This window comes from Flavobacterium sharifuzzamanii, assembly GCF_003254585.1.
GTDB classification, from domain to species: Bacteria; Bacteroidota; Bacteroidia; order Flavobacteriales; family Flavobacteriaceae; genus Flavobacterium; species Flavobacterium sharifuzzamanii.
The window spans coordinates 533,215-560,192 of the sequence record NZ_QJGZ01000039.1; the positions used below are offsets into that span (position 1 = coordinate 533,215).

Consider the following 26,978-nt stretch of genomic DNA (forward strand, 5'->3'; position numbering starts at 1 on the left):
TATTAATTCTCCACTTTTACAATGGCCATTTTTCCATTATATGGTTTACTACCTTTTGCATCTAATGCTTTTGTTGCCTCTTGTAAACCATCGTATTTCTCATAATAGATATAGTACTTACTTGTAGCTACATTATAAAAGAAATTAATATCTGAACGTCCTGCAGCCACTGCTTTTGTTAAGAACTCATCTCGTTTCTCTACACTATTATGTACCGCAACAATTAAATAGTAACCACTGTCAGAGTTTTTAATATTTTTAATAATCTGCATATTTGACTGCTCCTCTCCAAAATCAAAATCGTTTGATTTTAATGGTGTGCCACTCAATTTTGTTGTTTCTTTAATTCTCTTAAGCGAAGCAACGTCCTGTGCATATCTTCCTTCATCATTCTCATAAGCTGCACGTTTAATTCTACGTTTACGCTCAATTTCAGTCTCTGTTTTAATACGCTCTAAATCGGCAATCAAAGCAGCTCCTTCTCTTTCCATTTTTAATTGCGCCGCTTTCAATTCGTTTATCTTTTCAAGATAAGCTTTATTCAAAGGATCATCTTTAGGGAACTTTTTAAGTCTTTCGTTATAAAGATTAGTCAGTTTCGCAATCTCATTTTTCATGCTGTTATTTGCATCAGCAATCTGAACTTTCAATGACTCAATCTGGCTATTTTCTGCTGCTACACTCTTAAATGGTTTTGGCTCTCTATAAATACCCTTTTCACTTAAATCATTCTCCTCTTTCAAATCGCTTAAGTCTTTCTGTTTATTCGCAACAGTTGCTTTAAACTGATTTAATAAATCCGTTTGGATATTACTTGTGCCTTCAACAGATTTAGTCAAGTTTTCGATTGCTTTTCCAGTATCATCTTTCGCTTTTGCTGCTAGTGTCGCTGCCGCTGCATCTGCTTTTGCCTGTTCTGCTGCTAATCTCGCTTGACGCTCTTCTTCTTCTCTTAAGCGTCTTGTTTCTTCTTCAGCTTTCATCTTCTCTGTAGCTTCAGCATCGGCTTTTGCTTTTGCTTCTGCTAGAAGCCTTGCTTGTTCAGCTACCATATCCGCTTTTGCTTTAGCATCTGCTGCTAGTTTAGCTTGAAGTGCTTCAGCATCGGCTTTTGCTTTAGCGTCTGCAGCTAATTTCGCTTGACGAGCCTCTTCTTCTACTCTAGCCTTTTCTTCAGCTGCCTGTTTAACTTTTAATGCCTCTGCGTCTGCTTTCGCTTTTGCATCTGCTGCAAGTTTTGCTTGAAGTGCTTCTGCATCTGCTTTAGCCTTAGCATCAGCTGCTAATTTCGCCTGACGAGCTTCTTCATCCAATCTTGCTTTTTCTTCTGCAGCTTGTTTCGCTTTTAATGCTTCTGCATCTGCCTTTGCCTTAGCATCAGCTGCTAATTTAGCCTGACGAGCATCTTCCTCTTCTTGTAATTTTTTCGCTTCGGCTTCTGCTTTAGCTTTTGCGGTAGCTTCAGCATCAGCTTTAACTTTTGCATCCGCTAACAGTTTTGCTTGTAGAGCTTCCATATCTGCTTTTGCTTTTGCATCAGCTGCTAGTTTAGCTTGAAGTGCTTCTGCGTCTGCTTTAGCCTTAGCATCTGCAGCTAATTTAGCCTGACGTGCCTCTTCTTCTACTCTAGCTTTTTCTTCAGCAGCCTGTTTAACTTTTAATGCCTCTGCATCTGCTTTCGCTTTTGCATCAGCTGCAAGTTTTGCTTGAAGTGCTTCTGCATCTGCTTTAGCCTTAGCGTCTGCCACTAATTTCGCCTGACGCGCCTCTTCTTCTATTCTAGCTTTTTCTTCAGCAGCTTGTTTAACTTTTAATGCTTCTGCATCGGCTTTTGCTTTTGCATCTGCTGCTAGTTTAGCTTGAAGTGCTTCTGCATCGGCTTTAGCCTTAGCGTCTGCCGCTAATTTAGCCTGACGCGCCTCTTCTTCTATTCTAGCTTTTTCTTCAGCAGCTTGTTTAACTTTTAATGCCTCTGCATCAGCTTTTGCTTTAGCTTCGGCTGCTAATCTTGCTTTTTCTGCTTCAGCATCAGCTTTTGCTTTTGCTTCAGCTGCTTGTTTCGCCTTTAGTGCTTCTGCATCCGCCTTAGCTTTTGCATCAGCTGCTAATTTTGCTTGACGAGCATCTTCCTCTTCTTGTAATTTTTTCGCTTCGGCTTCTGCTTTAGCTTTCGCAGTAGCTTCTGCATCGGCTTTTACTCTAGCATCTGCGATTAGTTTAGCTTGTAAAGCTTCCATATCAGCTTTTGCTTTTGCATCAGCAGCTAGTCTTGCTTTTTCTGCTTCTGCATCGGCTTTAGCCTTAGCTTCTGCAGCTAATCTTACCTTTTCTGCTTCTGCATCAGCTTTTGCTTTTGCATCGGCTTCTAATTTTGCTTTTGCGGCTGCTTCAGCATCAGCTTTTGCTTTTGCATCTGCTACAAGTTTAGCTTGAAGTGCTTCTGCATCGGCTTTCGCTTTTGCCTCTGCTGCTAGTTGTGCTTGTCTAGCTTCTTCTGCTTGTTTTATTTTCAATGCTTCTGCATCAGCTTTTGCTTTTAATTCTGCGGCAATAATTGCTTGTCTTGCTTCTTCGTCAGCTTTTACTTTTGCTTCAGCTGCTAATTTTTCTTTAAGTGCTGCTTCTTCTGCTGCTTTAGCTTTTGCATCCGCCGCCAATTTGGCTTTGTTTGCTGCATCTATAGAAGATTTTGTTTTAGATTCTGCGGCAGCTTTTGCTTTTGCTTCAGCAGCTAATCTTGCTTGCAATGCATCTGAATCTGCTTTTGCTTTTGCATCTGCAGCTAATATTGACTGCATATCTGCGGCCTCCGCTTTTGCTTTAGCATCTGCTTTACGTTTTGCTTCAGCAGCATCTGCTTTTGCTTTATTATCAGCAATTAATTTTAATCTTGCAGCTTCTGCATCAACTTTTGCTTTTTCCGCAGCGGCCAATCTTGCTTGTCTTGCTGCTTCAGCATCTGCTTTTACTTTTTCAGCAGCAGCTAATCTCATTTTTGCTGCAGCTTCTGAATTTGCTCTTGCTCTTTCTATAGCAAGCTGTGCAGCTGTTTTTTGTTGTGTCGGTGCTGCTGCATTCGCCGCGGCCGCTTTGGCTTTTGCAGCTTCTGCATCTGCTTTAGCTTTATCTGCTGAGGCAACTTTTGATTGTAAAGCTTCTGCATCGGCTTTAGCTTTAGCATCAGCAGCCAATTTTATTTTTAATGCTTCTGCATCTGCCTGTGCTTTATCTGCTGCTAACTGTTCTGGTGTTTTTTGTTCAACTTCACCAGATTTATTTGCTATGGCTTTCGCTCTTGCTGCCGCTGCAGCATCAACTCTTGCTTTATTATCAGCAGCCAATTTTATTCTGCGTTCTTCGGCATCTGCTCTAGCTTTATCTGCAGCCAGTTGTGCTTGTGTTTTTTGTGTTTCAGCTACCGCTTTGTTTGCTGCTGCAACTTGTGCTCTTGCTGCAGCTGCAGCATCTGCTTTTGCTTTTGCCTCTGCAGCTAATCTTATTTTAACAGCTTCAGCATCTGCTTTAGCTTTATTATCTGCTTCTAGTTTTGCTTTTGCGGCTGCTTCGGCATCTGCTTTTGCTTTATTATCTGCTTCTAATTTGGCTTTCGCTTTAGCCTCTGCATCTGCCTTAACTTTTTCTGCAGCGGCAAGTCTTGCTTGTTTTGCTTCGGCATCGGCTTTGGCTTTTGCTTCTGCCGCCAATCTATTCTTTTCAGCAATCTCAGCTCTGTTAACCTGAGTTGCTTCTGATTGTGGTTTAGCTGGTACTGGTTTTGATTTTGACGGATCAATTAGAGATCCTTCATCATCATCTCCATAATAGTAATTTCTATTTTTAAATTTATAAGCAATAGCAAATTCATGCGACCCGCCTAGATTTGAGAAATTACCCATTCCTCTTTCGTAATTGTATTCAATAGCAATACTTGGAGAAATATTAATCCCAAGACCTGCAGAAACTCCATATAATGTATTATATCCAGCTTGCGCCCAAACTCCTTGCTGAAGTGCAAGCATAGCAAGTCCAGAAATAACCGTTTTATCTTTTTTGATTTCTGTTCTGACAATTCCAGAAAATTTACTTCTGTCAAAAAAGCCATAACTGTCAATATATCCCGTATACATAGCATGTAACTGAATGGCTCTTTCAGGATCTTCTTTTACCATTCCAGATCCGAAATTGTAAAGCACTAAATTGTTTACTGCTAATCCGAAATCTAAAAATTCTGTACCATAATTAATCCCTGGATTTACAGTCAGTAATGTACTTTTTGGAAAATCTCCCGTCAAAATTGTAGAATCGTCTGATATAATTTTCCCTGTATTAATACCACTCTGATAAATTCCAACATTTAAACCAAATGTCAAATTACTAGCCTCTTCTAAAACAATATTGTGAGCAAAATTGGCAACTCCTCCAAAAACAGTCATTAAACCATAATTCTGTTGAAACAAGCCTACAGCAAATGCTTCATTCTCTCTAAATCGTCCAGAATAATTAGCTAAATACGTCTGCGGAGCATTTTCAAATTGCACCCATTGTCTTTTATTATAGAAACTTACGTATGGATTTGATTCTCTAACAAAACTAAATGTTGGGTTAATTAAATATCTATTAAACTTTAAAGAATTTCTAATGGGTAATGAAAACGAAACAACTCCATCCTCAGAAGCATCTTGAGAATAGAGTACATTTGACAAACCATAAAATAACGTGATGAATAGTAAAAGTTTCTTCATATTATTTTATAACCGTTATTGATCCTTTTTTTTCACCTGCATCGCCTTGAATGACATAGTAATAAACGGGATTTACATTTTTAAAATCTATATTGTTTTGAGGCCAATCGCCTTGGTAATTCACTACATCCAAAACCATTTCTCCGTTTGAACTAATGATCATTACCTTCGTATTTGCATTTTTATACTCGTCTGGAATATTCCAATACGGATTCATTCCGCTTAATTTAATAATGTTTGGAATAACACTTGATAGGCCAGACTCTCCATTTATTCTAAATGAAAATTCTTTGTTTGCTATACATCCTGATGCCTGAGAAACTTTTGCTTTATAGTTACCTTTTACGGCTACAACATAAGAACTTGATGTTTCATTAGGAATTAAATTATCATTTAAATACCACTCATAAATTGGTGCCGTAGCATCAGTTGTAATAGTTACCGTTACAGTTTCACCTTCGTTTAATTTATATCCATCCTGAGCATCGATACTTGCATTAAAACTATTGCTCTTAAGATTAATAGATCCTGTAGCCTTACATCCGCCAAAATCCACATCTACAGAATAAACTCCAGATTCGTTGGTTGAATAAGTACGGTTTATAGCTCCTGCAATTGGATTGCCATCTTTTTTCCATTGATAGCTATTTCCTGAAGTAGCAGTCAAGACTGTTCCTGTTCCGCTAGCACAAAATGGGTTTCCTAAACTTGATTCGATCGTAACCGATGAACCTGAAGCAACCGATGTTACAGTTACACGATTTGAATACGATCCAGAAGTACATGTGCCATAATTTGTTTCTGCGTAGTAAATTCCAGGTGTTGTAACAGTGTAATCTTTCCCTCCATTTCCTTGAACAAGTGTCGGTAATGCTGTTTCGCCGTTATCTCTGTACCAGTTGTATGATAGAGATGGATACTTTAAAGGTGAATCCGGATTAGTAGCTACATTATCTATTGATAAAACAAAACTACCACCTGCACAAAATGCCGCAGAACCATTAAAATTATTAATGGTATACTGTTGATCATGTGCTCTGTAATAAATTGGGAAAGCATTCTTTAAACCAAAAGAAACAAATTTACCGCTAGAAAATCCAGCAGTAGAAACTCTAAGACTATAAGTATCTGATCCTACCAAATCTGTTGGAACTGCAAACGTTATTCTCTTTTGATTGCTGGCAGGATCGGATACTGCAATTGTGGTAGTTTTTACAATGTTTACAAAATTGTTAGTTGAAAGTTCAACCTCAAACACTGTTCCCGCAGGAAAACCACTATAGGTAAAAGTCGCATTATATTCGTTACCTCCGGGTCCAGCACAGATTCTATCAAAATCCAAAACTTGAGGATTTATCGTTTTAGTCTGCGCATAAGAACTCGATCCAGTAAAAAAGATAATGCTGAATAATATTAAAACTTTAAAAAAAGATAAAGTAATTTTTTGAATCATATAGTGCGTGTTCTTGCTAGATCTATACGCTCAAAAAACAAGATATCTATGAATGTTTCAGAGAAATCATACTTGTAGTTTTCAATTACCTCTTTTGCAATAATTGAAGTTGCTGCAAGTGTTGAGTTCTCCTCACAATCGCTAGATACAGTATTTGACTCAGCCGCTATAGTAAGGCTATCCTTGGGGGTGGACATCCCTACTATAGACTGATTTAAATTACTTAATTTGCCGTTTACAACAGCATTATTATTGTTGTTTTGGTTATTATTAGCCAAAGTTAAACCACACGCAGAAACAGCAGCCTTAGTAGGATTTTCTGCTGTATTCTGTGCATATAGAGTTAACGATATAGGCGAAACCAAAAATATTATATATATTAAATATTTTTTCGTAGATACCATTATGTCTTGATCTTTATTTAGGCCCGTAAGACGATACATAAATTGTGTCTGGGGACTTAATTAATAAAATTTACGCGTGGGAAATAAAAATCGAAACTATTTATCTATTACCGCTAGAAGCTGTGATTTTTCCTAATTGTAATCTAAAATCTGGTTTTTTAGGATTGAAGATATCAATGAATGTTTCTTTGTTATCGCTTTGTGAGTAAACGTTAAAGAATACACTGTTTCCATACCAGCTCTCTAAATCTTCATTGTTAGAATTGTATTCAGTAAAGATGTTTCCTTTACATAAATTGAAATACATTTCCTCAAATTTGATTTTTTTAAGGTTGGCATCATTGATTTCAGTTTTGCTGTCTAATAATACTGCAGGGTTGAATCCAGAGATTACACTTCTTTTCATTTCAAGAGAAGCATTTTCAGCTACATATACAGCCTCTTTTACTAAACCTGCTTGAATGTCAGCGTTAATGTTTTCACTGTCATTAACCATTGTAATATTGCTCGCAACAACTAAAGTTTGTTTTTTAGTGAAGTCTGTTTCACTTTTCTTCTCATAAGATTTTACCTCCATACAACGAGATCCATCTTTAGTACTTGAGAAGTAAGAAGATCTAACTGCTAGAGAATTGAAGAAACGACATTGAACTCCTTGAGAGAATTTAAAGTCATCGTTAACTGATTTATAAGAAACGAATTTTGTAGCATTTAAGTCACCACCTAAGATTCCGAAAGAATCTCCTCCAGCGTAACTTACCATAATATTTTCTAAAACTGTTTTATTACCAACAGCTGCTAAAGTCAAAGCATTGAAAGTATCAGATCCTTTTACTTTTTTACCAGCGAACTCGATTCTAACGAATCTTAAGATTCCTGAGTTTGAAGCTACATTGTCTCCACCATAAGTAGTCATTGTAGGATCAAGGTCTAGGTTATAAGAACCTACGTTTCCGAATTTGTTAATTGGAGCATCTCCAAGAATCACAATTCCACCCCAGTCTCCAGCTTTTTTCATGCTGCGGTTTGAAGTAAATACGATTGGATCTGTTTCTAAACCATCAGCCACTAATTGTGCTCCTTTTGTGATTACCAATGTTCCTTTTGTTTCGAAATCACCTATAATTACAGTTCCAGGTTCGATAGTTAAAACAGCATTGTTTGTTACATAAACGTTTCCTTGCAGAACGTAGATATTTCTTTTCAGCAATTTCGTATTAACAGAAATGTTTCCTGCCAAAATTTGGTTTGCTTCTCCATAATCAACTTTGTTAGGCTTAAATTCAGTCCAGTTGTTTAACCAATTGGTGTAGCCCATAATTCCTTTCTCTTGTTGAGCATTCATACTCGCAACTGTCAAAAGAACGCAGATCAATTGAGTAATTTTTTTCATGATAAGGGGGGTATTACGGTTAATAATAAATTTGGGTATGCATAAATGTAAAAACTCCTCTCGGGTTTTCTGAAATTTATCAGAACCCTCGAGAGTGAGTTGTTTTTTATTTTATTTTTCGAGAACGTCAAAGCTGGTATTCACTTAGACTTTCCCAAAAAGATTTTAAAAAATTACTTTATTACATTTCGTTCAAATCGTTGAACTCGTGTAATGATTTCAATGTACTTTCGTAGAATAAAATTGCCGCGATTAGATTTCCTTTATCAGAGTAAGGCATCATTTTTCTTTGGAATTCTACTGTTGTATCTAAGAATGTTGTTGTACCAACTGCTTGAGCATCCAAAACTTTTTTGTGTTCACTATCGTCTGGAATACCAAGGTCTGCCATAGTAACTCCAGGTTTTGTAACCAAAGCAATGTAAGGGAGAGTTTTAACTAATACTTTGATACGCTCGATGTATAATTCCAAAAGTTCACCCTTTTGCATACCACTTAATTCTTTTTGATCATGGTATTTTCGGATAAGAGCAGTTGTACTGATAATACTTCTCGGTGCGTTTTTAGCTTGTGCTGAAACAGCCGCAGTAGTTAAGATAAAAAAAGCACTAAATAGAATAATTTTCCCTTTCATAGATTCTTATTTTATAATTGGTTGTTGATAAAAACAAAAATATAGAAATTAACTTAAATTACAACTGTAATGGATTTTTTTTTCAAAAAATTTCCTTAAAAAAACCTTAAAAATCAGCCTTATGTCGAGAAAATGTGCGTTTTAACGGGCTTTTTGTTAAAAATGTTAATTTAAAATCTGTAAGATATTAGTTATAAAAAAACGAAAAACATTCAAATAAATAACCAAAAAAAACCTACGTTTGTCGATTTTCGAAAAAAAATATTAACAAAAAGATCTTGATATTTACTCACTTGAGGATATTTATTAACAAAATTCTGTCGAAACTGAACCAAAAAAATTTCAAAAACATTCAAGGAGACTTCAAAACTGAATTCGGAAAATGTAACTCATAAATAATCTTACTCCCGAAAATTTTAGACTACACATTTTCTTCTATCTTTGCGCCATGCAATTTTCTCAAATTTTAGGTCAAGATTACATCAAAAGCCACTTGATAAAAAGTGCTGCTTCTGGTAGAATCCCTCATGCTCAATTATTCGTTGGCCCAGAAGGAAGCGGTACATTAATAGCTGCCATTGCTTATGCCCAATATATTTTATGCAGCAATACTGGCGATGAAAATTCAAACGGAAATGATTCTTGCAATCTAAAGTTTGAAAACATCTCTCATCCCGATCTGCATTTTATCTATCCAACCGTTACAACCGAAGATGTAAAAACAAAACCCAAAAGTTTGGACTTTATCCAGGATTGGCGAAGCTTTATTCAAGAAATGCCTTACGGCGGTTTGTTTGATTGGTACAAGATTCTTGGTGTTCAAAACAAGCAAGGGGAAATTCGTGTAGAAGATGCTCAGGAAGTTTTAAAATCGCTTTCACTAAAATCTTACGAAGGCGGATACAAAATCATGATTATCTGGATGGCCGATAAAATGAATATCGCCGCTTCTAATAAACTCCTTAAACTTCTAGAAGAACCTTCAGACAAAACGATGTTTATTCTGATTTCTGAAAACGAAGAAGATATTATTCAAACCATACGTTCTCGATGCCAAGTGATTCACTTTAGTGGACTACCCGAAAAAGTTATTGCCGATGCTTTGGTTCGCCAAGAAAACATAGACGCAGGTTTAGCCAAAAAAATTGCACATCAGGCGCAAGGCAATTTTAATAAAGCATTGCATTTGTTAAAAGAAGACGATGACGATCTTCCGTTTGAACAATGGTTTGTCAATTGGGTTCGTGCAGCTTTTAGAGCAAAAGGAAATGCTGCTGCAATTCAGGATTTAATTTCTTGGAGTGAGCAGATTGCTGCATTGGGGCGCGAAAGCCAGAAAAAATTTATCCAATATTGCATCGAAATGTTCCGACAAGCTCTTATGCTAAATTATCAGGCTCAAGACTTAGTTTATATCGAACCGAAAGTGGATAAATTCAAACTGGAGAATTTTGCTCCTTTCGTAAACGGGAATAATATCCACGAAATATTCAAAGAACTTTCAGATGCTATGTATCACATCGAAAGAAATGGAAATGCAAAAATAATCCTTACCGATTTATCGATCAAATTGACTCGTTTAATTCATAAAAAATAATTCAAAATGAACAATGTTGCCTCAATTTTACTTTTGGCTTTTCTAGCTTTAACTTTTCTACAATCTGGATACGAAAAAATTTTTTACTGGAAAGATAATGTTACCTGGCTTAAAGAGCACTTTGCCAAAACGCCTTTAAAAAATCAAGTTCCGCTTGCTCTTATGCATTTGTTGATTTTAGAATTGATTTCAGGAATTTTATGTGTTGTGGGCGGAATTCAATTGTTTACAAATAATGGCAGAGAATTTGGTTTTTATGGAGCTATCTTTTCTTGTATCTGTTTGCTAATGATGCTTTTCGGACAAAGACTTGCAAAAGATTACGATGGTGCGAGAACCATTGTTATATATTTTATACCAGCTGTAATGGCTGTTTATTGGTTAAATTAACCAGTACAAATTTTTAAATTTTAGATTAAAAAAATGAATCCAAAACATCCTTCAGAATCCCTAACTATTTTAACTGATTTAGTTTTACCGAGCGAAACAAATCCTTTAAACAATCTTTTTGGCGGTGAGTTATTAGCCAGAATGGATCGCGCGGCAAGTATTGCAGCACGCAGACATTCGCGCCGAATTGTAGTAACGGCATCTGTAAATCACGTTGCTTTTAATAGAGCTATTTCGCTTGGAAGCGTTGTAACTGTAGAGGCAAAAGTTTCAAGATCATTCAAAAGTTCGATGGAAGTTTTTATCGATGTTTGGGTAGAAGACCGCGAATCTGGAAACAGAACAAAAGCCAACGAAGCAATTTATACTTTCGTAGCGGTAGACGATACTGGAAGACCCGTTGAAGTTCCAGCAATTGTACCTGAAACTGAATTGGAAATTCAGCGATTTGATGCTGCGCTTCGTCGCAAACAGTTAAGTTTATTGCTTGCAGGCAAAATAAAACCAACTGACGCAACAGAATTAAAGGCATTATTTGTATAGAACGATTTTGTGACAATTTGGAACAATCAAACTTCAAAAAAAGAAGTAATTTTACAAATTATAAAACTGATTAATAAGATTATTAGAGAATTTTCTTATTTTTATCCAGAAAGACAAAATAATAATTTAAGATATTTAGAAAAAAATGAGTTCAGAGAAAGAAGCCAAATTAAAAGCACTACAATTAACGCTTGACAAACTTGACAAAACCTACGGAAAAGGAACCGTAATGAAAATGGGCGACAGAGCCATTGTAGAAGTAGAAACGATTTCTTCTGGCTCATTAGGTGTTGACTTAGCTCTTGGAGTAAACGGATATCCAAAAGGAAGAATTATCGAAATATATGGTCCAGAATCTTCTGGAAAAACAACTTTGACGCTTCATGCAATTGCAGAAGCTCAAAAAGCTGGCGGTATTGCCGCTTTTATCGATGCGGAGCATGCTTTTGATAGAAATTACGCAGAGAAATTAAACGTTGATATTGAGAACTTAATCATTTCTCAGCCAGACAACGGAGAACAAGCTTTAGAAATTGCTGAAAACCTAATTCGTTCTGGAGCTATCGACATAGTTGTAATTGACTCTGTTGCAGCTTTAACTCCAAAAAGCGAGATTGAAGGTGAAATGGGAGATTCAAAAATGGGTCTTCATGCCCGTTTGATGTCTCAAGCATTGAGAAAACTTACTGGAACTATCAGCAAAACAAACTGTACGGTTTTCTTTATCAACCAGCTTCGTGAAAAAATTGGTGTTATGTTCGGAAATCCAGAAACTACAACTGGAGGTAACGCACTTAAATTTTACGCTTCTGTACGTTTAGATATCCGCCGTTCTGCTCAAATTAAAGATGGTGAAAACGTAATCGGAAATAGAACTAAAGTAAAAATCGTTAAAAACAAAGTGGCTCCGCCGTTTAAAACTGCAGAATTCGATATTATGTATGGAGAAGGAGTTTCTAAAACAGGAGAAATCTTAGACTTAGCTGTAGAATTTGATATCGTTAAAAAAGCAGGATCTTGGTTTAGCTATGGCGACACCAAATTAGGTCAAGGACGTGACGCTGTTAAAGCTTTAATTAAAGATAATCCAGAACTAGCTGAAGAACTGGAAATTAAAATTAAAGAACACATGAAAGAATTGGCAAATGCCTAAAAAATAAGTCTAAAAGACGCTATTAAAAGCCAAGCGATTACACAAAAATCGCTTGGCTTTTTTTATTTTGAAATAAAATTAAAAATTTCACGCAACCTTTTTACCAAACCTTCATCTATATAAAAAAGCAGTTTTGTAATTGGTACTGCCATATATCAATTTCGGTTTTTTTTAGAATTTACGTTGATTGGTTATTTGAGTAAAAAAATCCGTTAGTTGTTCAAACTAACGGGTTTTTATCAAATTTCCCCTTTTAATCAGAATTCCAACGCAACCTTTTTGATTTTTCTCCATCTATAATAATGTGAAATTAACTTGAGTCATTAACCAAACTCTTTATTATCAACTATTAATATTTTTAATCATGAAAGAAAAAATAGAATTGTTGTACAGTAAAAACCGAAGAAAAACCAAATTGAAGTTTAAAAAAGTATTGCGTTTTATTTCAGAAAAGATAATTCACAGATAATAAGCTTTTGAATAAAAATAGGGGTTTTTAATTCAAAGAAAAGCCGGTAGACTAATCAGTTTACCGGCTTTTGTATTTTACATAATGTAAGGCTGTTTATTATCGTTAAAAGTCGATTAAGCCTTTGTAAATTAAACTTCTTACTTGTTCTTTCAATTCTTTTCTATGATCGCTTGTCAAACCTTTTGTTTCTACAAATGGCAAAATTCTTGCACGCATTCTACCTGGACTTCCACTCATAAATGTATAGGAAAAACGTTCTTTATTGTCTGGAAAAACAATGGGCACAATCGGAATCTGATGATCAATTGCTAATCTGAATGCTCCATCTTTAAACTCGTCCAACAAAATACTTTCATCATCTGGAACTCCTCCTTCAGGAAAAATACAAATACTTAAACCTTGGTTAAGACGATTTTGGGCTCTTTTAAAAACCTCATTTTTGCTTTTAGACGAGCTTCTGTCAACCAAAATGCAAGTACGTTTATAGAAAAATCCAAAAAGCGGAATCTTCACCAATTCTTTCTTTCCAACAAAAACAAATGGGTTTTTTATAAGCGCCAACATTAGCATAATATCGGTCATGGAAGTATGATTGGCCACTATCATGTAACTTTTGCCTTTAATGAGCTTCTGTTCGCGTTTTACGGTGTAATAGAAACCCATCCCGAAAAGGATAAATTTAGCCCAAATGCGGGCCATTTTAAAGAAATATGGATATCCTTTCTCAGAAAGGATAGAAACGACCAGAAAAGGAAACATAATAAGTATTGGAATGGCCATTAAGACATAAAACCAAACTCTCCAAAGAATCCAAAAAGCAATTTTAAATATTTTCATAGCTTCAAAAGTAGTAAAACCGAAATGAATATTATAAAGATTTTTTCTTAGTCATCGCTTATTTTAACGCAAAGAACGCAAAGGATTTTCGCAAAGTTTTTGAAGTGATTATTGTGAAGGTTTACTTTGCGATAAGTTCGCAAAGCTCTATCTATAAATTGTTAACGACTCTTCTAATACCATTTTTTAAAAGAATTTCATTGAAATTTATGAGTAAGCCAAGTTTAAATTTTCCTAGTCTTAAATAGGTTAATGTTTGTGCTAAATGATTAACAGTAAGAGATTCCACACTTTTTATCTCGATTAACAATTTGTTTTCCGCAAGTATATCAATGCGATATCCACAATCTAGCTTAACTTCTTCAAAAACTAACGGCAAAGATTTTTCTTTTTCAACAAAAAGTCCACGTTGCTTAATTTTATAAAACAAACATTCTTTATAAACATTTTCCAATAATCCAGGTCCCAGTTTTTTATGAATTTCAATTGCTAGTCCAATTACAATATTTGATATTTCGTTTTCTGTCATAATTTAAAAAAGAGCAAATTTATAAATATTTTCTTATATTTTAATCTAATCAAAAATCAAGAAACTTTTAAAATATGCTTAATATAAAGACAAAGCTTTGTGAACTTATCACAAAGTAATTTCTCAAAGAAATAAAACTTCTTTACTTTGCGAAAACCCTTTGCGCTCTTTGCGTTAAAAAACTACAAACTTTGTAATTAGAAAAAACATCGCGACATTTGCATTTCAGAAAAAACTAGAATGGCAAAAATACTTACTGGTGTTCAAAGTACAGGAACACCGCATTTAGGAAATTTATTAGGAGCAATTATTCCGGCAATTGAATTATCAAATGATCCAGCAAATGAATCTTATTTGTTTATTGCCGATTTGCATTCAATCACTCAAATTAAAGACGGAAAGACTTTAAGAGAAAACACGTACAGTACTGCTGCGGCTTGGCTTGCGTGTGGTTTAAATCCTGAAAAAGTGACGTTTTACAGACAATCTGATGTGGTTCAAACTACAGAATTGACTTGGTATTTGAGCTGTTTTTTCCCATTTCAAAGATTGACATTAGCACATTCTTTCAAAGATAAAGCAGATCGTCTAGACGATGTTAACGCTGGACTTTTTACATATCCAATGCTTATGGCTGCGGACATTTTGCTATATGACGCTGAATTTGTTCCTGTTGGAAAAGATCAGTTGCAGCATTTAGAAATTACTCGTGATGTTGCGGCTCGTTTCAATCACCAAATGGGTGAGACTTTTGTTCTTCCTGAGGCTAAAATTGAGGAAAACATTATGCTGATTCCGGGAACAAACGGAGGAAAAATGAGTAAATCTGCCAACAATATCATCAATATTTTCTTGGATGACAAAACATTAAGAAAACAAGTAATGAGTATTGAAACAGATTCTACACCACTTGAGGCACCTAAAAATCCAGATACTTGTAATGCTTTCGCAATTTATTCTTTGTTAGCAAATGAAGAACAAACTGCGCAAATGAGAGCTAATTATTTAGGTGGAAATTATGGTTATGGCCACGCTAAACAAGCTTTGTTTGAATTGATTACAGAGAAATTCAAAACAGAAAGAGAGAAATATAATTACTATATCAATAACCTTGAAGAAGTAGACGCTTTGTTGAAAAAAGGTGCATCAAAAGCTTCTGTCATTGCAGATGGTGTTTTGGCAAAGGTTAGAGAAGTTTTAGGATTTGGTAAATAATCAAAACCTCTAATATATTCTAATATATTACGATGACGAAGGAAGATGCAATAGAGGAATTAATGTACCAGAGTGGTAACCATGAAAATATAGAAAGCGAAAGATGGCAAAATGGTTTTTTAGGTCATCTTCGACCATTTCGAGGACAATTGCGTGAAGAAAACTATCACTTGATTATGAAATCTTTACAAATTCTTGCATCCGAAATAGAAAAAGACTTTGTAGATAAAAGAATCATAAGTTCTATTATGGGAATTTGTCATCTCGGTCGAATGTGGGCAATTGATCCTGAAGGAATGTTACAAAGTAATAATTTGATTTCCAAAGAACAAACAGGACAAATTGACAATTGGTTAATCGATATATCATATGCCGCTTTTTGCCTTTTAGATGGTGCTGGTGCTGAAGAAGCATTTTGGAATTACAACGAAAATAATCTATAAAATTCAAATACTTAAAATCATAAAAGCTGACTAATAACGGTCAGCTTTTATGATTTATATAAATTTTATTTTTTGTAACTTCAACTATATTAACCTCTTAAAATAAAAAAAAATGGATAAGTATATTGAAGATTACAATGTTCCCTTGTATGCATTTCAAATGCTAAATATCGTTTTTGGCTTATTACTGATTTATATTTTATACCGATTGTACAAACATTTTACAAGAAAATAATATATAGGATTTTCTGCGTTAAATTGATTCAAAAAGTTTTCCAGGAAGTGGTCTTATAACACCTTTTAATTCCATACCTATCAGAATTCCAGATAATTTAAAGATTGGGATTTCACATTCAATTGCAATAATGTCTAATAATTCCTTTCCGTTCTTCTGGAGAAAATCATAAACCATTTGTTCGTCAGAATCTAATTCTACAAAAAGCTGTTTTTGAATGTTTTTTGGTTTTTCTTTAATATCCCAATTTAGCATATAGATTAAATCAGCGGCACTTGTCAACACATTCGCTTTCTGTGTTTTAATCAAATTATTACAGCCCTGACTGTATTTATCTGTAACTCTTCCTGGCACAGCAAAAACATCTCGATTGTATTCATTTGCCATATTTGCGGTAATCAGGGATCCGCCTTTATCAGCAGATTCAATAACAATTGTAGCTTCAGTCATTCCAGCAACAATTCGATTTCGGCGTACAAACTTCTCTTTATCTGGATTAGAATCACTCCAAAATTCAGTTATAAATCCACCATTTACTTCCATTCTTGCCATATACTTTTTATGCGCACGCGGATAAACTTGATTCAATCCATGAGCCAAAACGCCAATTGTCTGCAGATCATAATCCATTGCTGCTTGATGCGCCACTATATCAACTCCGTAAGCAAAACCGCTTACAATTACAGGATCTAGCGGAGCCAAATCTTCAATTAACTTTCTACAAAAATCAGTTCCATAAGAGGTAATTTGCCTTGTTCCAACGATACTGATTATCTTTTTGCTTTTAAAATCTAAATTCCCTGCCGTAAAAATCAGAATTGGTGCATCAATACAATGTTTAAGACGATCGGGGTAATTTTCGTCTTGAAAAAAAGAAACCTGAATATTGTTGTTTTTTATAAATGAGACCTCTTTGTCTGCCTTTTCGAAAACAGTTTTATCTTTAAGGTTTTTCAATAAAACAGATCCAATTCCGTCAACGGCAGCCAATTGAGAATTCTTAGCTTTAAAAATAGAAGTCGCATCGCCAAACGAATTAAGCAATTTTTTGCCCATTATATCTCCCACTCCATCAACCTTCAATAAGGCAAGCAAATTAAATAATTCTTGATCTTTCATTGTGTTTTAACATTATGTAAAATAGATAAATAAAATCTACTTTTTACGAGGCGCAAATATCCATAAAACAAAGTAATTTCTTAATAAAATTTAAAAATATTTTTGAAGTGCCTTGTTTTGAAAGAAAACCTAAAAAGTTAATATACTGAAAACGAATTATCTAAAAATAATTCCGAATTGTTAATAAAAATTGTGAATAAAATTTTGATAACTATACGGGTTGGCTAACTTTGTTAATATGAAAATCGAAGTATATATCTCACAGTTATTGTATCGTTATCAGTGTGTAACGATTCCAGGATTTGGTGCATTTTTAACAGAAACTCACTCAGCGCAGCTGAATGAAAGCACTAATTCGTTTTTTCCTCCAAAAAAAACCATTTCATTCAACAGTCGTATCAAAAACAACGATGGATTGTTGGCAAATCATATTGCACAAGCAGAAAAAACATCTTATGGTTTTGCTGTTAGCGCAATTGCTTTTGAAGTCTTAAATTGGAAAAAAACATTGGAAGAAGAAGGCGTAATTCTTTTAAAAAACATTGGAGAACTGCGTTTAAATTCTGAAAGCAATATTGTTTTTAAACCAAACGATCAAACCAATTTTCTATCTACTTCTTTCGGATTAAGCCCTTTTGTTTCGCCAATGGTGAAAAAAGAAGCTTTCGAGAAAAAAATCGAAAAAATCGCAGCAAAAGAAAAAGATGCTGTTTTATTATACGAAAATGAGGAAGAAACAAAATCTTCAAATCCATTTTTGCGTTATGCTGCCATTCTTGTTTTAGGACTTGGAATTACAGGAAGCATTGGTTACCCATTGTATCAAAATCAAATTGATAACCAAACACTTGTTGTAGAACAAACTGTTCAGAAAAAAGTACAGAACAAAATTCAAGAAGCAACTTTCTTCATCAAAAGTCCGCTTCCCGCTGTAACTCTTTCTGTTGATTCTGCTAAAGTTGAAACTGTCGAAACAACAATGCCTTATCACATTATGGCTGGTGCTTTTAGAAGTGAAGCTAATGCTAAAAAAGCTTACAACCAACTAATTAAAGATGGTTACAAAGCAAGAATGCTGAAAGAAAACAAACACGGATTGTTTCCTGTTTTATACGGAAGCTACGCAACTATGAAAGAAGCGGAACAAGCTCAAAAAGAAATACAAAAAGGCGAAAATCCTCAAGCTTGGATTCTGGTCGAAAATCTATAAATCAAAAAAATCCCGTTTCGAAAGAACGGGATTTTTTTTTGTCCTATTCTGTTATTTAAAAAAATTTGACTGGCAATCTTTGATAATTTCTTCGAATAAATTAGCCTCAAAAAATAAACATCATGGACAACCTTTTTAAAACATTAGTTTTCTTTCTATTGCTGAGTTCACAATCTTTTTATGCTCAACAAATCTCAAAGGCTGCAGAAGAATTGGATCGACAAAAAGCTGAACTTCAAACGCAAAAAAGTTTAAAAGAAAATTATAAAAAGCTCGACGACAAACTTGATCAGCTGAAAAAAGAACAGAAGGAATTGGAAAGCAAAAAGAAAGCTCTATCTAAATCTGAAAACGATTTGAAAGCAACAAAAGAGAAAATTAGTAAACTGGAACTTGTCAATCAGAAAATTGAAAACAAAATAACAACTACATCAGTTTCTGACGAAGAAATTCAAAAGCAAAAAATTAAAACCAAAGAGAATGAAGTTACAATTCAGAAATTGAAGCTTACGCAAATTTCTCAAGAAAAAGAATTGGAAAAAATAATCTCAAATATTTAAATAGCGTTTTAATACAAAGAACATTTTCTTTTTTAAGCTTCGGAGAAGCAAAATATTTATAGCTAAGAATAAATATCTACGATATAAAAGCTCCAGCAGAGTGACATAATTTTATAACAAATATGTCACTCTGCTGGAGCTTTTTTTCATTTGTTTTATTTGATTCTATAAATATTTAACCTCTCTGAGGTTCAGCATATATTTCTATGTTGAGATTAAATATTTTTTTAAAACAACTTCTCTCCAATGTTTATCGTGAAACAATTTTGGCATCTTGCGACAAAATTTCTTTTCCTGATTGATATACCATTAACGCCGCAGGCGCCGAATTTTTTTCACTCAAAACAGTAAAATGGCATTCGTACTTAAAATTACCTTTTTTGAATTCGTAATGATGATTCCCTCCTGTTCCATCTGCGACAAAAACTCCCTTCTCGATTACTAGATCTGGAGTATCTGTCATTTTGTTTTTGATTCCCCAAGAAACGTAACGAAAATTATTATTTCCTAAATCATCAATTCTGATTCTGAATTTTGAAGTCTCGAGAATTGCAACAGGCTCTTTAAAATTTGAAATTGAAGCGTTTACATTTTTCTTTTGTGCAGCAATCAACGAATTTTTTATTTTAACTTCTTCATCAGATTGATGATTGATGCTGATAATTCGTCCATCAGTGTCTATCCACAAATCACCTTGATTGAGCATAATGCCGCGCCAGCCCATTTCTGACCAATCTTTCGCAGGATCCGATTTTACAATTTTTTCAATCAAAAATTTATCAAAAATTTGATTATATCTTTTTACAAAATCTGCTTTGTCTTTTACTGACGGAATTGGATAATCTCGCTTAAAGGGAAATTTTATACGTTTTGCAATTGCTTCTTTATCACTATTTTTCACTTCGAGAATAAATTTCGAAATGAACTTTTGATATTCTGGTTTCAAATCCTGGGCAATCAAAAACGAAGAATTAAACACCAGAATTGTTAGTACTATTTTAAATGTTTTCATGTCCAAAATAATTTAGTGCGTTAGAAATTAGATTTTTGAAAAACAGAAAACCATGTTTCACGTAGGACGTTCATAAAATCAATTGATGCTCGCTTTGAACATTTTTAGTTCGTCCCAAGTAAATTCATCTCCATGTTTTTCTTTCAAACCACTCAAAGATTCTTCTTGATAAAACTGAAATGCTTCTCTCAAAGCCAAAATTTTATCATACGGAAGAACATCGGTAATTTCGATTTTCTTCGACTGAATAAGTCTTATCAAATGGCCTTCGATAGTTTGAACATTTAATTTACGCATTCTCGCAATATCTTCAACCGAATTTTTATCCATCCACAAATCGTATGTTTCTTCGACTGTTGTTTTTTTAGCCGTTTTAAGCTCGTTTTTCTCCGTCTTAGGTGATTTGTATCGAACAATAGGTTCTTCTGTTCTAAAAATGTCTGTATTTGTCGTTTTCAGCTCTTCTCGAATCCTTTCTGCTTTATTGGTTTTGTAATTTTTAATATTTGGGGATGTTAGCTTTTCTTTACTGATAGCTTCACCGGCAACTACAACTTCAATCAATAACTTGGCTTTCATCAATCTTAAAACTGCTTTGGTCTGAAGATCTTCTAAAAAATTAAGTTCTTCGTAGAACTCTTTTACTTTTTTAAATTTTTGAATTTCAGCCATTTTATAAATCAGATCATCGACCAATTTGTCCATTTGCTTGAAGAAATAATCGTAAGCCGCATCTACTCTTTCTTTCACAAAAAACAAATCGATCGTTTCTTTGATGAAAATTTTATTGAGTTGCGAAATGAATTTCTGTGAAGGATCTAAAAGCTGCTCCATAATTTCCATTCGTTTATGTGCCCAAACCGAATGTTTCGTTTTTTCGGAACCTGCCGCATTTTCGTTATAACTAAAACGATGATTGCGCCATTCTTGCGCCAATTCTCCCCAGTTAAAACTGTTTATCAAATAGTTGTGAATAAAATTTTTGGTTTCGAAGTGAAGTGCTTTTTCCAAAGTTTCTTCTGTTGCTCTGTTCAAAGCATAATCCATCACATCTTGGTCGTTCGAAATACCATTCATCTGCATCGGAGAAAGCAAAATAAGCCCGTCTAACGAACGCAAACGCGAAAGTGCTACATAGGCCTGCCCAGGAAGAAAAACTTGCGATACATCGAGCGCAGCTTTGTCAAAAGTTAAACCTTGGCTTTTGTGCACCGTAATCGCCCACGCCAACTTGATTGGATAATGGGCAAAAGTTCCTAAAACCTCTTCTTCGATATCTTTAGTTTGTTCGTTGACTTTGTAGCGAATATTTTTCCATTCGTACTTTTCGACTTCGAGTGTCATGTTCTCTTCTGGAAAGTGAACAAAGATTTCCTCATCAGAGAGCGATTTGATTACGCCCATTTTTCCGTTGAAATATCTCTTTTCAAAAGACAAGTCATTTTTGACGAACATGATTTGCGCACCCACTTTCAATTTCAATTCTTCTTCAACAGGAAATATCTTTTCTGGAAAGTCTCCCACTACAAATGGCGTATATATGTATTCTTTACCATCTAAATCATTGATAGACTGCGAGTTGATAGAATCAGCCTTGGCATTATGCGTTGTCAGCGTGATGTAACCTTTGTTCTCTTTGAAGTCGAAATCAGGCTTAACATACTGATTTAGAATAGCTATGTCTTCTGGAGTGATTTGATTGTTTCGCAAATTATTCAAGACCGAGATAAAAGCATCGTCTGTCTGGCGATAGATTTTTGACAATTCGATATAAATCGGCGGATACGTTTGAAGCACATGAGAATGGAAGAAGAATTTTCCGCGGTAATAGTTTTTCAGCGTTCGCCATTCTTCATCACGAATAACTGGCGGCAATTGCAGCAAGTCCCCAATAAACAAAACCTGGACTCCACCAAAAGGCTGTGTATTTCTTCGAACGGTCTGCATCATAAAATCGACCGCGTCCAATAAATCGGCTCGCATCATACTGACTTCATCAATAACCAAAAGCTCCATGTTTTTGATTACATTTCGCTTGACGTTATTCATCTTGAAATGGCGACGAAGTGATTCCTTGTTTTCAAACTTTACTGTTTCCGTAAATTGTGCGCTCGCTTCGTACGACGGAATAAAAGCAGAAAACGGAAGTTGAAACATGGAATGGATTGTTACACCTCCAGCATTCAAAGCTGCTATTCCGGTTGGTGCAACAACCACAGTATTTTTATGAGTTGTTGCAATGATTTCTCGCAAAAGCGTAGTTTTTCCAGTACCTGCTTTTCCCGTAAGAAAAATAGATTTCTGAGTCTGATTGATGAATTGCAAAGTATAAGCTGCCGCTTCTGAAACGTTCTGCATTGGGCTTGTATTAAAAAATAAAATTACCGCATTTTTATAAAAAGAAAAAACCTAAATCTTAGTGGATTTAGGTTTTCAGTAATTTAGTTAGTTTGGTAGTTTTTTATTTTTTTGCTTCGCCTTCTTTTGTTTCAGCTGCTGGTTTAGCATCTGTCTTTGGCTCTGCTTTATATTTATCATTTAAAGCTTTGATAATTTCTTTTGTGATATCGTATTTCTCTTCAGCATACAAAATTGTTGCAGCATCTCCTGTTCCGTAGATGTAAGAGTAACCGTTTTTCTTTCCGTAATCTTTAATGAATTTTTTAACTCCACTAACAAGAGAATCCATCTCAACACCACTTTCTTGTTGTAACTGTTGAGCTAATGCTTGTTGTGCATAACCTAATTGCTGCTCTCTTTTTTGCAATTCAGCACCTCTTTGCTGTGCCCAAGCTTGACCGTTTGCTTGTGCTTGGCTTTGAAAATTAGCAGCGTCTTGTTTAAAACGTGAAATCTCAGCTTGTAATTGTCTACCTTTTTCTTCCGCTTGAGCTTTGTACTTTGCCTCTAAATCTTTTGCCTCAGTGTATTCTTTCATCAAAACCGAAGTATCCACGTAAGCTGTTTTTACTTCCTTTACCTCTGCTGTTTTGTTACAAGAAACTGCGAAAACTGAAAGTGCGATAATAACTAATGCTTTTTTCATTTTTTTTAAATTCTATTTTTTAAGTATTGAAGACAAAAATATAAAAAAATCAATAGCATCGACATAAAGTTTAAAAAATGCGCAAAATTTATGATATTGTTTTTATTTATAGTAAAAAACATAGCCATAAACCAATGTTATTGCCATGTTTTGGGTATTTTTTGTCTTGTTTTGAATTAACTAAAAAAGCCATCTTGTCTTTTAGAGGCAAAATGGCTTTAGATACTTTTTGTGACTTATTTGTTTCTCAAAACATAAATATGCGATGAATACTCTTTTGTGTTTTTAGCTTTTAAATTTGATTTTAATCCAACGAAAAAAGCTTTGATATAATTCATTTTTCCTGTTTTATATTTTTCAGATAAAAGGCTTACGTAAAAAGAATCGAACTTCATTGGAAGTATCTTTTCTAATTTCATGTCTACTCTTTCAAAAAGCAATTGGATTGATTTTTTAGAAAAATGCCAAAAATGGATCGGCACATCATAAGCGGCCCAAAAAGTTTCATAATGACCTGCATCGAACGATTTGTAGTTTGGAACCGCAATAATTAATGTTCCAGTTGGTTTTAATAAACGCTTCAATTCTTGGATCTGAATCTCTAAATTCGGAACGTGCTCCAAAACGTGCCACATGGTAATTACATCCAAAGAATTACTTTCTAAAGCGCTAGTTTCTTCTACAAATGAAATTCCTTTTTCTTTAGCAATATTCTTAGCACGATCGCTTGGTTCAACTCCAATAGTATCCCAACCATCATTTTTTGCTGTTAGAAGGAAATCTCCTGTTCCAGCTCCAATATCCAAAAGTTTTCCTTTTTTTGGTTGCTGACTATTGATAAGATTCAATTTATTCTTAAGCGCAATATTTTTTACGAAATGATATGCTTTTTCAAATAACGAACGTTTATTGTCTGTATGCGAAATATAATCTTCGCTTTCGTAGTATTTGCCTAAATTTTGAAGTTCAGGTTGTGGTGAAGTAATTAGCATATCTAATTCTTCATCATAATACAAATCAAAAATTTCTTTTGAAACAGAATGGTCTTTAACCGTAAGAAAGTGTTTTTTGTTTAAAACGTTCATTTTTAAATTTTATAGATATTTGGGTTTAATTTATAGCAAATCCTAAAAACGAAATTATATCGTTTTTAGGATTTTTAGTTTTTGTTATTTGTTGTTTTTCCAGTTTATCTTAACAGCTGATATTATTTCATTTTCTAACCTGATATCATTCAAAACAGAAAAACCATTTAAAACATAAAATTCTAATGGTGATTTATAATTTTCTTTATTTCGTTTGAAATCATTTCCATGATCTATTACCCAGCCATTCAAATTCTGATTCTTTTTTTTAATTTCTTCTAATAAAATTCTTCCGTATCCTTTTCCTTGAAATTGATAATTCAACATTATTGCAAACCATATTTCTTCATCACGAAAAAATGTGTAAGCCCAACCTTGAATCTCATTTTTTGAATCAATCAAAAGATAATTATCCATTTCTAAAATCGCATTCACATAAATCTCGAATTCTTGAAAAGTTTCATGACCAAGCTGAATTGGATATTCGTTATTTCGAAGTTGCCACAATGTTTCTTTTTCCTTTTCTAAAAAACTATTTTGATGTACAACTTTCATATTTTGGTTATTTTTTATTAAAACGTTTCACGTGGAACATTTGTTTAGTAATCAGTGTTCAATTTTTTAGTTGGCAGTTATACTGAACACTTTAAAACTGAACACTGATTACTACAAATCTATCTTCCCATATAAATCAAAAGCACGGAAATATCACTTGGTGATACTCCGCTGATTCTTGAAGCTTGAGAAATAGTTACAGGACGAATCTTGCTTAATTTCTGTTTGGCTTCAATAGACATTGATTTAATTTTATTATAATCAAAATTGTCTGGAATTTTTACTTCTTCCAAACGATTTAGCTTATCTGCATTATTTCTTTCTTTTTCGATATAACCAGAATATTTAACCTGAATTACGGCTTGCTCAACAATTTCTTCATCCAAATCATTTTCTTTGATATATGCATCAACCTTTTCAAATTTCAACATATCTTCCAATTCAATCTGTGGACGAGAAAAAATCTTAAACATTTTATCTCCTTGAGAAATTGGTGCTGATTCTTTTGCTTCCAAAATCGGATTTGTTTCTGCAATCGTAACACTTGTTTCTTTGAAGAATTGAACCATCTTTTCAGATTCGTTTAATTTCTTTTCCATTCTTCGTAAACGATCTTCAGAAGCTAAACCAATTTCGTATGACATTGGAGTCAATCTGAAATCGGCATTATCTTGACGCAACAATGTTCTATATTCTGCTCTAGATGTAAACATACGATATGGTTCTTCTGTTCCTTTCGTAATTAAGTCGTCAATAAGAACTCCGATGTATGCTTCATCGCGTTTTAAAATTAATGGATCTTTTTCGTGCACTTTTAAATGCGCATTTATTCCTGCCATCAAACCTTGAGAAGCTGCTTCTTCATATCCCGTTGTTCCGTTGATTTGTCCAGCGAAATATAATCCTTCAACAAGCTTTGTTTCTAAAGTATGTTTTAATTGCGTTGGAGGAAAGAAATCATATTCGATTGCATAACCCGGTCTAAAGAATTTTACATTTTCAAAACCTGCAACAGAACGAAGCGCTTTAAATTGAATATCCTCTGGAAGCGAAGTCGAAAATCCGTTTACGTAAACTTCACAAGTATTCCATCCTTCTGGTTCAACAAATAATTGGTGACGCTCTTTATCTGCAAAACGATTTATTTTATCTTCAATAGATGGACAATATCTTGGTCCTAAACTTTTGATCCTTCCGTTAAACATTGGAGAACGATCAAAACCTTCTCTCAAAATATCATGAACATTCAAAGACGTATACGTCATATGACAAGAACGCTGATGAACTAATGGAGCCGTCACATCTGAATAAGAAAACTTAGCTGGCTTCGCATCTCCCTTTTCTTCATTCATTTTAGAATAATCTAAAGAACGTCCATCTACACGAGGTGGTGTTCCTGTTTTCATTCTTCCAGCTTCAAAACCTGCTTTAATCAAATCTTCAGTAATTCCGGTTGCAGCACTTTCACCAGCTCTTCCTCCACCGAATTGTTTTTCTCCGATATGAATCAAACCGTTTAAAAAAGTACCATTCGTCAAAACAACAGATTTGGAACGAATCTCCACACCAAGTGAAGTTTTAATTCCTTTTATCTTTCCGTCTTCAATAATTAACCCTTTCACCATCTCTTGATAAAAATCAAGATTTGGAGTTGCCTCCAACATCATTCTCCATTCTTCTGCAAAACGCATTCTATCACTTTGAACTCTTGGCGACCACATTGCAGGTCCTTTTGATTTGTTCAGCATCTTGAACTGGATCGCTGTCTTATCTGAAACGATTCCTGAATATCCACCAAGCGCATCAATTTCACGAACGATCTGTCCTTTTGCAATTCCACCCATCGCAGGATTACAAGACATCTGTGCTATGTTTTGCAAACTCATTGTAACCAATAAAGTTTTCGATCCCAAATTTGCAGCCGCAGCCGCAGCTTCAGAACCAGCATGGCCTGCACCAACCACAATAACATCGTATTCTTCTAAAAACATTTTGTTTTATTATTCTCCAAAAACCGCTAATGCGGTTTCTAGAATTATTTTTATATTTCTTGTTCCACGTGGAACTTTTATTTTTGTTTCAAGTTTCAAGTTTCAGGTTTCAAGTTCAAACGGAAACCTGCAAATGGATATCTTCAAATTCAGAAAACAAATAAAAACGTTTCACGTGGAACATCTATTTATTTTCATCAAACAGAACTTCCAAACAGAACTTCCAAACAGAACTTCCAAACAGAACTTCCAAACAGAACTTCCAAACAGAACTTTCAAATCAGAACTTCCAAACAGAACTTTCAAATCAGAACTTTCAAATCAGAACTTTCAAATCAGAACTCTCAAATCAGAACTCTC

The 26,978-nt window shown here is 34.4% G+C and carries 24 protein-coding genes; 10 read left to right on the forward strand and 14 right to left on the reverse strand.

The genetic code is table 11. The features are described 5' to 3' along the window. Positions 1-2 precede the first annotated feature (2 nt). From DMA14_RS23070 to DMA14_RS15090, 5 genes are all read right to left on the reverse strand, one after another. The gene (locus DMA14_RS23070) at positions 3-4,742 is read right to left on the reverse strand and encodes a PorP/SprF family type IX secretion system membrane protein (RefSeq protein WP_111425418.1); all 4,740 of its coding nucleotides are present in this window, start codon (positions 4,740-4,742) and stop codon (positions 3-5) included. 1 nt (position 4,743) lies between these two features. After that, positions 4,744-6,195 carry a gliding motility protein SprC gene (sprC, locus tag DMA14_RS15075; RefSeq protein ID WP_111425419.1) on the reverse strand — a complete coding sequence of 484 codons (1,452 nt, stop codon included), beginning with the start codon at positions 6,193-6,195 and terminating at the stop codon, positions 4,744-4,746. Beyond that, the gene (locus DMA14_RS15080) at positions 6,192-6,599 is read right to left on the reverse strand and encodes a hypothetical protein (RefSeq protein WP_238989979.1); all 408 of its coding nucleotides are present in this window, start codon (positions 6,597-6,599) and stop codon (positions 6,192-6,194) included. Before DMA14_RS15080 ends, sprC begins: the two co-directional genes overlap by 4 nt. A 100-nt stretch (positions 6,600-6,699) precedes the next feature. Continuing rightward, on the reverse strand, positions 6,700-7,992 hold the full coding sequence (locus tag DMA14_RS15085) for a hypothetical protein (protein ID WP_111425421.1): 1,293 nt from the start codon (positions 7,990-7,992) through the stop codon (positions 6,700-6,702). 181 nt (positions 7,993-8,173) lie between these two features. Further along, on the reverse strand, positions 8,174-8,626 hold the full coding sequence (locus DMA14_RS15090) for a hypothetical protein (protein ID WP_095930184.1): 453 nt from the start codon (positions 8,624-8,626) through the stop codon (positions 8,174-8,176). 448 nt (positions 8,627-9,074) lie between these two features. Here DMA14_RS15090 and DMA14_RS15095 point away from each other — a divergent pair, with 448 nt between their 5' ends. From DMA14_RS15095 to recA, 4 genes are all read left to right on the forward strand, one after another. After that, complete coding sequence (locus DMA14_RS15095; RefSeq protein WP_111425422.1) at positions 9,075-10,223, forward strand: DNA polymerase III subunit; 1,149 nt, start codon at positions 9,075-9,077, stop codon at positions 10,221-10,223. 6 nt (positions 10,224-10,229) lie between these two features. After that, entirely contained in the window at positions 10,230-10,613 is a 384-nt protein-coding gene (locus DMA14_RS15100) for a DoxX family protein (protein WP_111368295.1), read from the forward strand. A gap of 33 nt (positions 10,614-10,646) precedes the next feature. Then, on the forward strand, positions 10,647-11,156 hold the full coding sequence (locus DMA14_RS15105; protein ID WP_008465736.1) for an acyl-CoA thioesterase: 510 nt from the start codon (positions 10,647-10,649) through the stop codon (positions 11,154-11,156). 145 nt (positions 11,157-11,301) lie between these two features. Then, positions 11,302-12,309 (forward strand): recombinase RecA, encoded by a 1,008-nt coding sequence (gene recA, locus DMA14_RS15115; protein ID WP_111368298.1) that lies wholly within the window; start codon positions 11,302-11,304, stop codon positions 12,307-12,309. A gap of 574 nt (positions 12,310-12,883) precedes the next feature. On the opposite strand, the gene DMA14_RS15120 is transcribed toward recA, so the two are convergent. Then, positions 12,884-13,618, reverse strand: a complete 735-nt coding sequence (locus tag DMA14_RS15120) for a lysophospholipid acyltransferase family protein (protein WP_111425424.1) — start codon at positions 13,616-13,618, stop codon at positions 12,884-12,886. Between the two features lie 151 nt (positions 13,619-13,769). Beyond that, on the reverse strand, positions 13,770-14,147 hold the full coding sequence (locus tag DMA14_RS15125) for a GxxExxY protein (RefSeq protein ID WP_111425425.1): 378 nt from the start codon (positions 14,145-14,147) through the stop codon (positions 13,770-13,772). 240 nt (positions 14,148-14,387) lie between these two features. On the opposite strand from DMA14_RS15125, the gene trpS reads away from it, so the two are divergent. From trpS to DMA14_RS23075, 3 genes are all read left to right on the forward strand, one after another. Then, positions 14,388-15,362 carry a tryptophan--tRNA ligase gene (gene trpS, locus DMA14_RS15130; RefSeq protein WP_111425426.1) on the forward strand — a complete coding sequence of 325 codons (975 nt, stop codon included), beginning with the start codon at positions 14,388-14,390 and terminating at the stop codon, positions 15,360-15,362. A gap of 32 nt (positions 15,363-15,394) precedes the next feature. After that, positions 15,395-15,805, forward strand: a complete 411-nt coding sequence (locus DMA14_RS15135; protein ID WP_111425427.1) for a hypothetical protein — start codon at positions 15,395-15,397, stop codon at positions 15,803-15,805. Between the two features lie 112 nt (positions 15,806-15,917). After that, complete coding sequence (locus tag DMA14_RS23075; protein WP_262510333.1) at positions 15,918-16,040, forward strand: hypothetical protein; 123 nt, start codon at positions 15,918-15,920, stop codon at positions 16,038-16,040. Between the two features lie 18 nt (positions 16,041-16,058). Here DMA14_RS23075 and dprA read toward each other — a convergent pair whose 3' ends face one another. Continuing rightward, positions 16,059-17,159, reverse strand: coding sequence for a DNA-processing protein DprA (dprA, locus tag DMA14_RS15140; protein WP_111425428.1), 1,101 nt, complete (start codon positions 17,157-17,159; stop codon positions 16,059-16,061). A 238-nt stretch (positions 17,160-17,397) separates the two neighbouring features. Here dprA and DMA14_RS15145 point away from each other — a divergent pair, with 238 nt between their 5' ends. Continuing rightward, positions 17,398-18,369 carry an HU domain-containing protein gene (locus DMA14_RS15145; RefSeq protein WP_111425429.1) on the forward strand — a complete coding sequence of 324 codons (972 nt, stop codon included), beginning with the start codon at positions 17,398-17,400 and terminating at the stop codon, positions 18,367-18,369. 122 nt (positions 18,370-18,491) lie between these two features. After that, positions 18,492-18,929, forward strand: coding sequence for a hypothetical protein (locus tag DMA14_RS15150; RefSeq protein WP_111425430.1), 438 nt, complete (start codon positions 18,492-18,494; stop codon positions 18,927-18,929). 250 nt (positions 18,930-19,179) lie between these two features. Here DMA14_RS15150 and DMA14_RS15155 read toward each other — a convergent pair whose 3' ends face one another. The 6 genes from DMA14_RS15155 to mnmG all read right to left on the reverse strand — a co-directional run bounded on the left by DMA14_RS15155 (position 19,180) and on the right by mnmG (position 26,618). Continuing rightward, the gene (locus DMA14_RS15155) at positions 19,180-19,941 is read right to left on the reverse strand and encodes a hypothetical protein (protein WP_111425431.1); all 762 of its coding nucleotides are present in this window, start codon (positions 19,939-19,941) and stop codon (positions 19,180-19,182) included. A 78-nt stretch (positions 19,942-20,019) separates the two neighbouring features. After that, complete coding sequence (locus tag DMA14_RS15160; protein WP_111425432.1) at positions 20,020-22,299, reverse strand: helix-turn-helix domain-containing protein; 2,280 nt, start codon at positions 22,297-22,299, stop codon at positions 20,020-20,022. Positions 22,300-22,402: 103 nt separating this feature from the next. Next, the gene (locus tag DMA14_RS15165; protein ID WP_095930173.1) at positions 22,403-22,987 is read right to left on the reverse strand and encodes an OmpH family outer membrane protein; all 585 of its coding nucleotides are present in this window, start codon (positions 22,985-22,987) and stop codon (positions 22,403-22,405) included. A 236-nt stretch (positions 22,988-23,223) separates the two neighbouring features. After that, a complete protein-coding gene (locus DMA14_RS15175; protein WP_111425434.1) occupies positions 23,224-24,072 on the reverse strand; it encodes a class I SAM-dependent methyltransferase in 849 nt (282 codons plus the stop codon). Positions 24,073-24,156: 84 nt separating this feature from the next. Beyond that, entirely contained in the window at positions 24,157-24,627 is a 471-nt protein-coding gene (locus DMA14_RS15180) for a hypothetical protein (RefSeq protein ID WP_111425435.1), read from the reverse strand. A gap of 119 nt (positions 24,628-24,746) precedes the next feature. Then, positions 24,747-26,618, reverse strand: coding sequence for a tRNA uridine-5-carboxymethylaminomethyl(34) synthesis enzyme MnmG (mnmG, locus tag DMA14_RS15185; protein WP_111425436.1), 1,872 nt, complete (start codon positions 26,616-26,618; stop codon positions 24,747-24,749). A 175-nt stretch (positions 26,619-26,793) separates the two neighbouring features. Here mnmG and DMA14_RS22750 point away from each other — a divergent pair. Next, a partial coding sequence (locus DMA14_RS22750; protein WP_157957713.1) for a hypothetical protein occupies positions 26,794-26,978 on the forward strand: 185 nt, incomplete at its 3' end.

Bases quoted from the DNA above. Each gene is read 5' to 3' on its own strand.
- DMA14_RS23070 (WP_111425418.1), bottom strand. From the start codon at position 4,742: ATGAAGAAACTTTTACTATTCATCACGTTATTTTATGGTTTGTCAAAT.
- sprC (WP_111425419.1), bottom strand. From the start codon at position 6,195: ATGATTCAAAAAATTACTTTATCTTTTTTTAAAGTTTTAATATTATTC.
- DMA14_RS15080 (WP_238989979.1), bottom strand. From the start codon at position 6,599: ATGGTATCTACGAAAAAATATTTAATATATATAATATTTTTGGTTTCG.
- DMA14_RS15085 (WP_111425421.1), bottom strand. From the start codon at position 7,992: ATGAAAAAAATTACTCAATTGATCTGCGTTCTTTTGACAGTTGCGAGT.
- DMA14_RS15090 (WP_095930184.1), bottom strand. From the start codon at position 8,626: ATGAAAGGGAAAATTATTCTATTTAGTGCTTTTTTTATCTTAACTACT.
- DMA14_RS15095 (WP_111425422.1), top strand. From the start codon at position 9,075: ATGCAATTTTCTCAAATTTTAGGTCAAGATTACATCAAAAGCCACTTG.
- DMA14_RS15100 (WP_111368295.1), top strand. From the start codon at position 10,230: ATGAACAATGTTGCCTCAATTTTACTTTTGGCTTTTCTAGCTTTAACT.
- DMA14_RS15105 (WP_008465736.1), top strand. From the start codon at position 10,647: ATGAATCCAAAACATCCTTCAGAATCCCTAACTATTTTAACTGATTTA.
- recA (WP_111368298.1), top strand. From the start codon at position 11,302: ATGAGTTCAGAGAAAGAAGCCAAATTAAAAGCACTACAATTAACGCTT.
- DMA14_RS15120 (WP_111425424.1), bottom strand. From the start codon at position 13,618: ATGAAAATATTTAAAATTGCTTTTTGGATTCTTTGGAGAGTTTGGTTT.
- DMA14_RS15125 (WP_111425425.1), bottom strand. From the start codon at position 14,147: ATGACAGAAAACGAAATATCAAATATTGTAATTGGACTAGCAATTGAA.
- trpS (WP_111425426.1), top strand. From the start codon at position 14,388: ATGGCAAAAATACTTACTGGTGTTCAAAGTACAGGAACACCGCATTTA.
- DMA14_RS15135 (WP_111425427.1), top strand. From the start codon at position 15,395: ATGACGAAGGAAGATGCAATAGAGGAATTAATGTACCAGAGTGGTAAC.
- DMA14_RS23075 (WP_262510333.1), top strand. From the start codon at position 15,918: ATGGATAAGTATATTGAAGATTACAATGTTCCCTTGTATGCATTTCAA.
- dprA (WP_111425428.1), bottom strand. From the start codon at position 17,159: ATGAAAGATCAAGAATTATTTAATTTGCTTGCCTTATTGAAGGTTGAT.
- DMA14_RS15145 (WP_111425429.1), top strand. From the start codon at position 17,398: ATGAAAATCGAAGTATATATCTCACAGTTATTGTATCGTTATCAGTGT.
- DMA14_RS15150 (WP_111425430.1), top strand. From the start codon at position 18,492: ATGGACAACCTTTTTAAAACATTAGTTTTCTTTCTATTGCTGAGTTCA.
- DMA14_RS15155 (WP_111425431.1), bottom strand. From the start codon at position 19,941: ATGAAAACATTTAAAATAGTACTAACAATTCTGGTGTTTAATTCTTCG.
- DMA14_RS15160 (WP_111425432.1), bottom strand. From the start codon at position 22,299: ATGCAGAACGTTTCAGAAGCGGCAGCTTATACTTTGCAATTCATCAAT.
- DMA14_RS15165 (WP_095930173.1), bottom strand. From the start codon at position 22,987: ATGAAAAAAGCATTAGTTATTATCGCACTTTCAGTTTTCGCAGTTTCT.
- DMA14_RS15175 (WP_111425434.1), bottom strand. From the start codon at position 24,072: ATGAACGTTTTAAACAAAAAACACTTTCTTACGGTTAAAGACCATTCT.
- DMA14_RS15180 (WP_111425435.1), bottom strand. From the start codon at position 24,627: ATGAAAGTTGTACATCAAAATAGTTTTTTAGAAAAGGAAAAAGAAACA.
- mnmG (WP_111425436.1), bottom strand. From the start codon at position 26,618: ATGTTTTTAGAAGAATACGATGTTATTGTGGTTGGTGCAGGCCATGCT.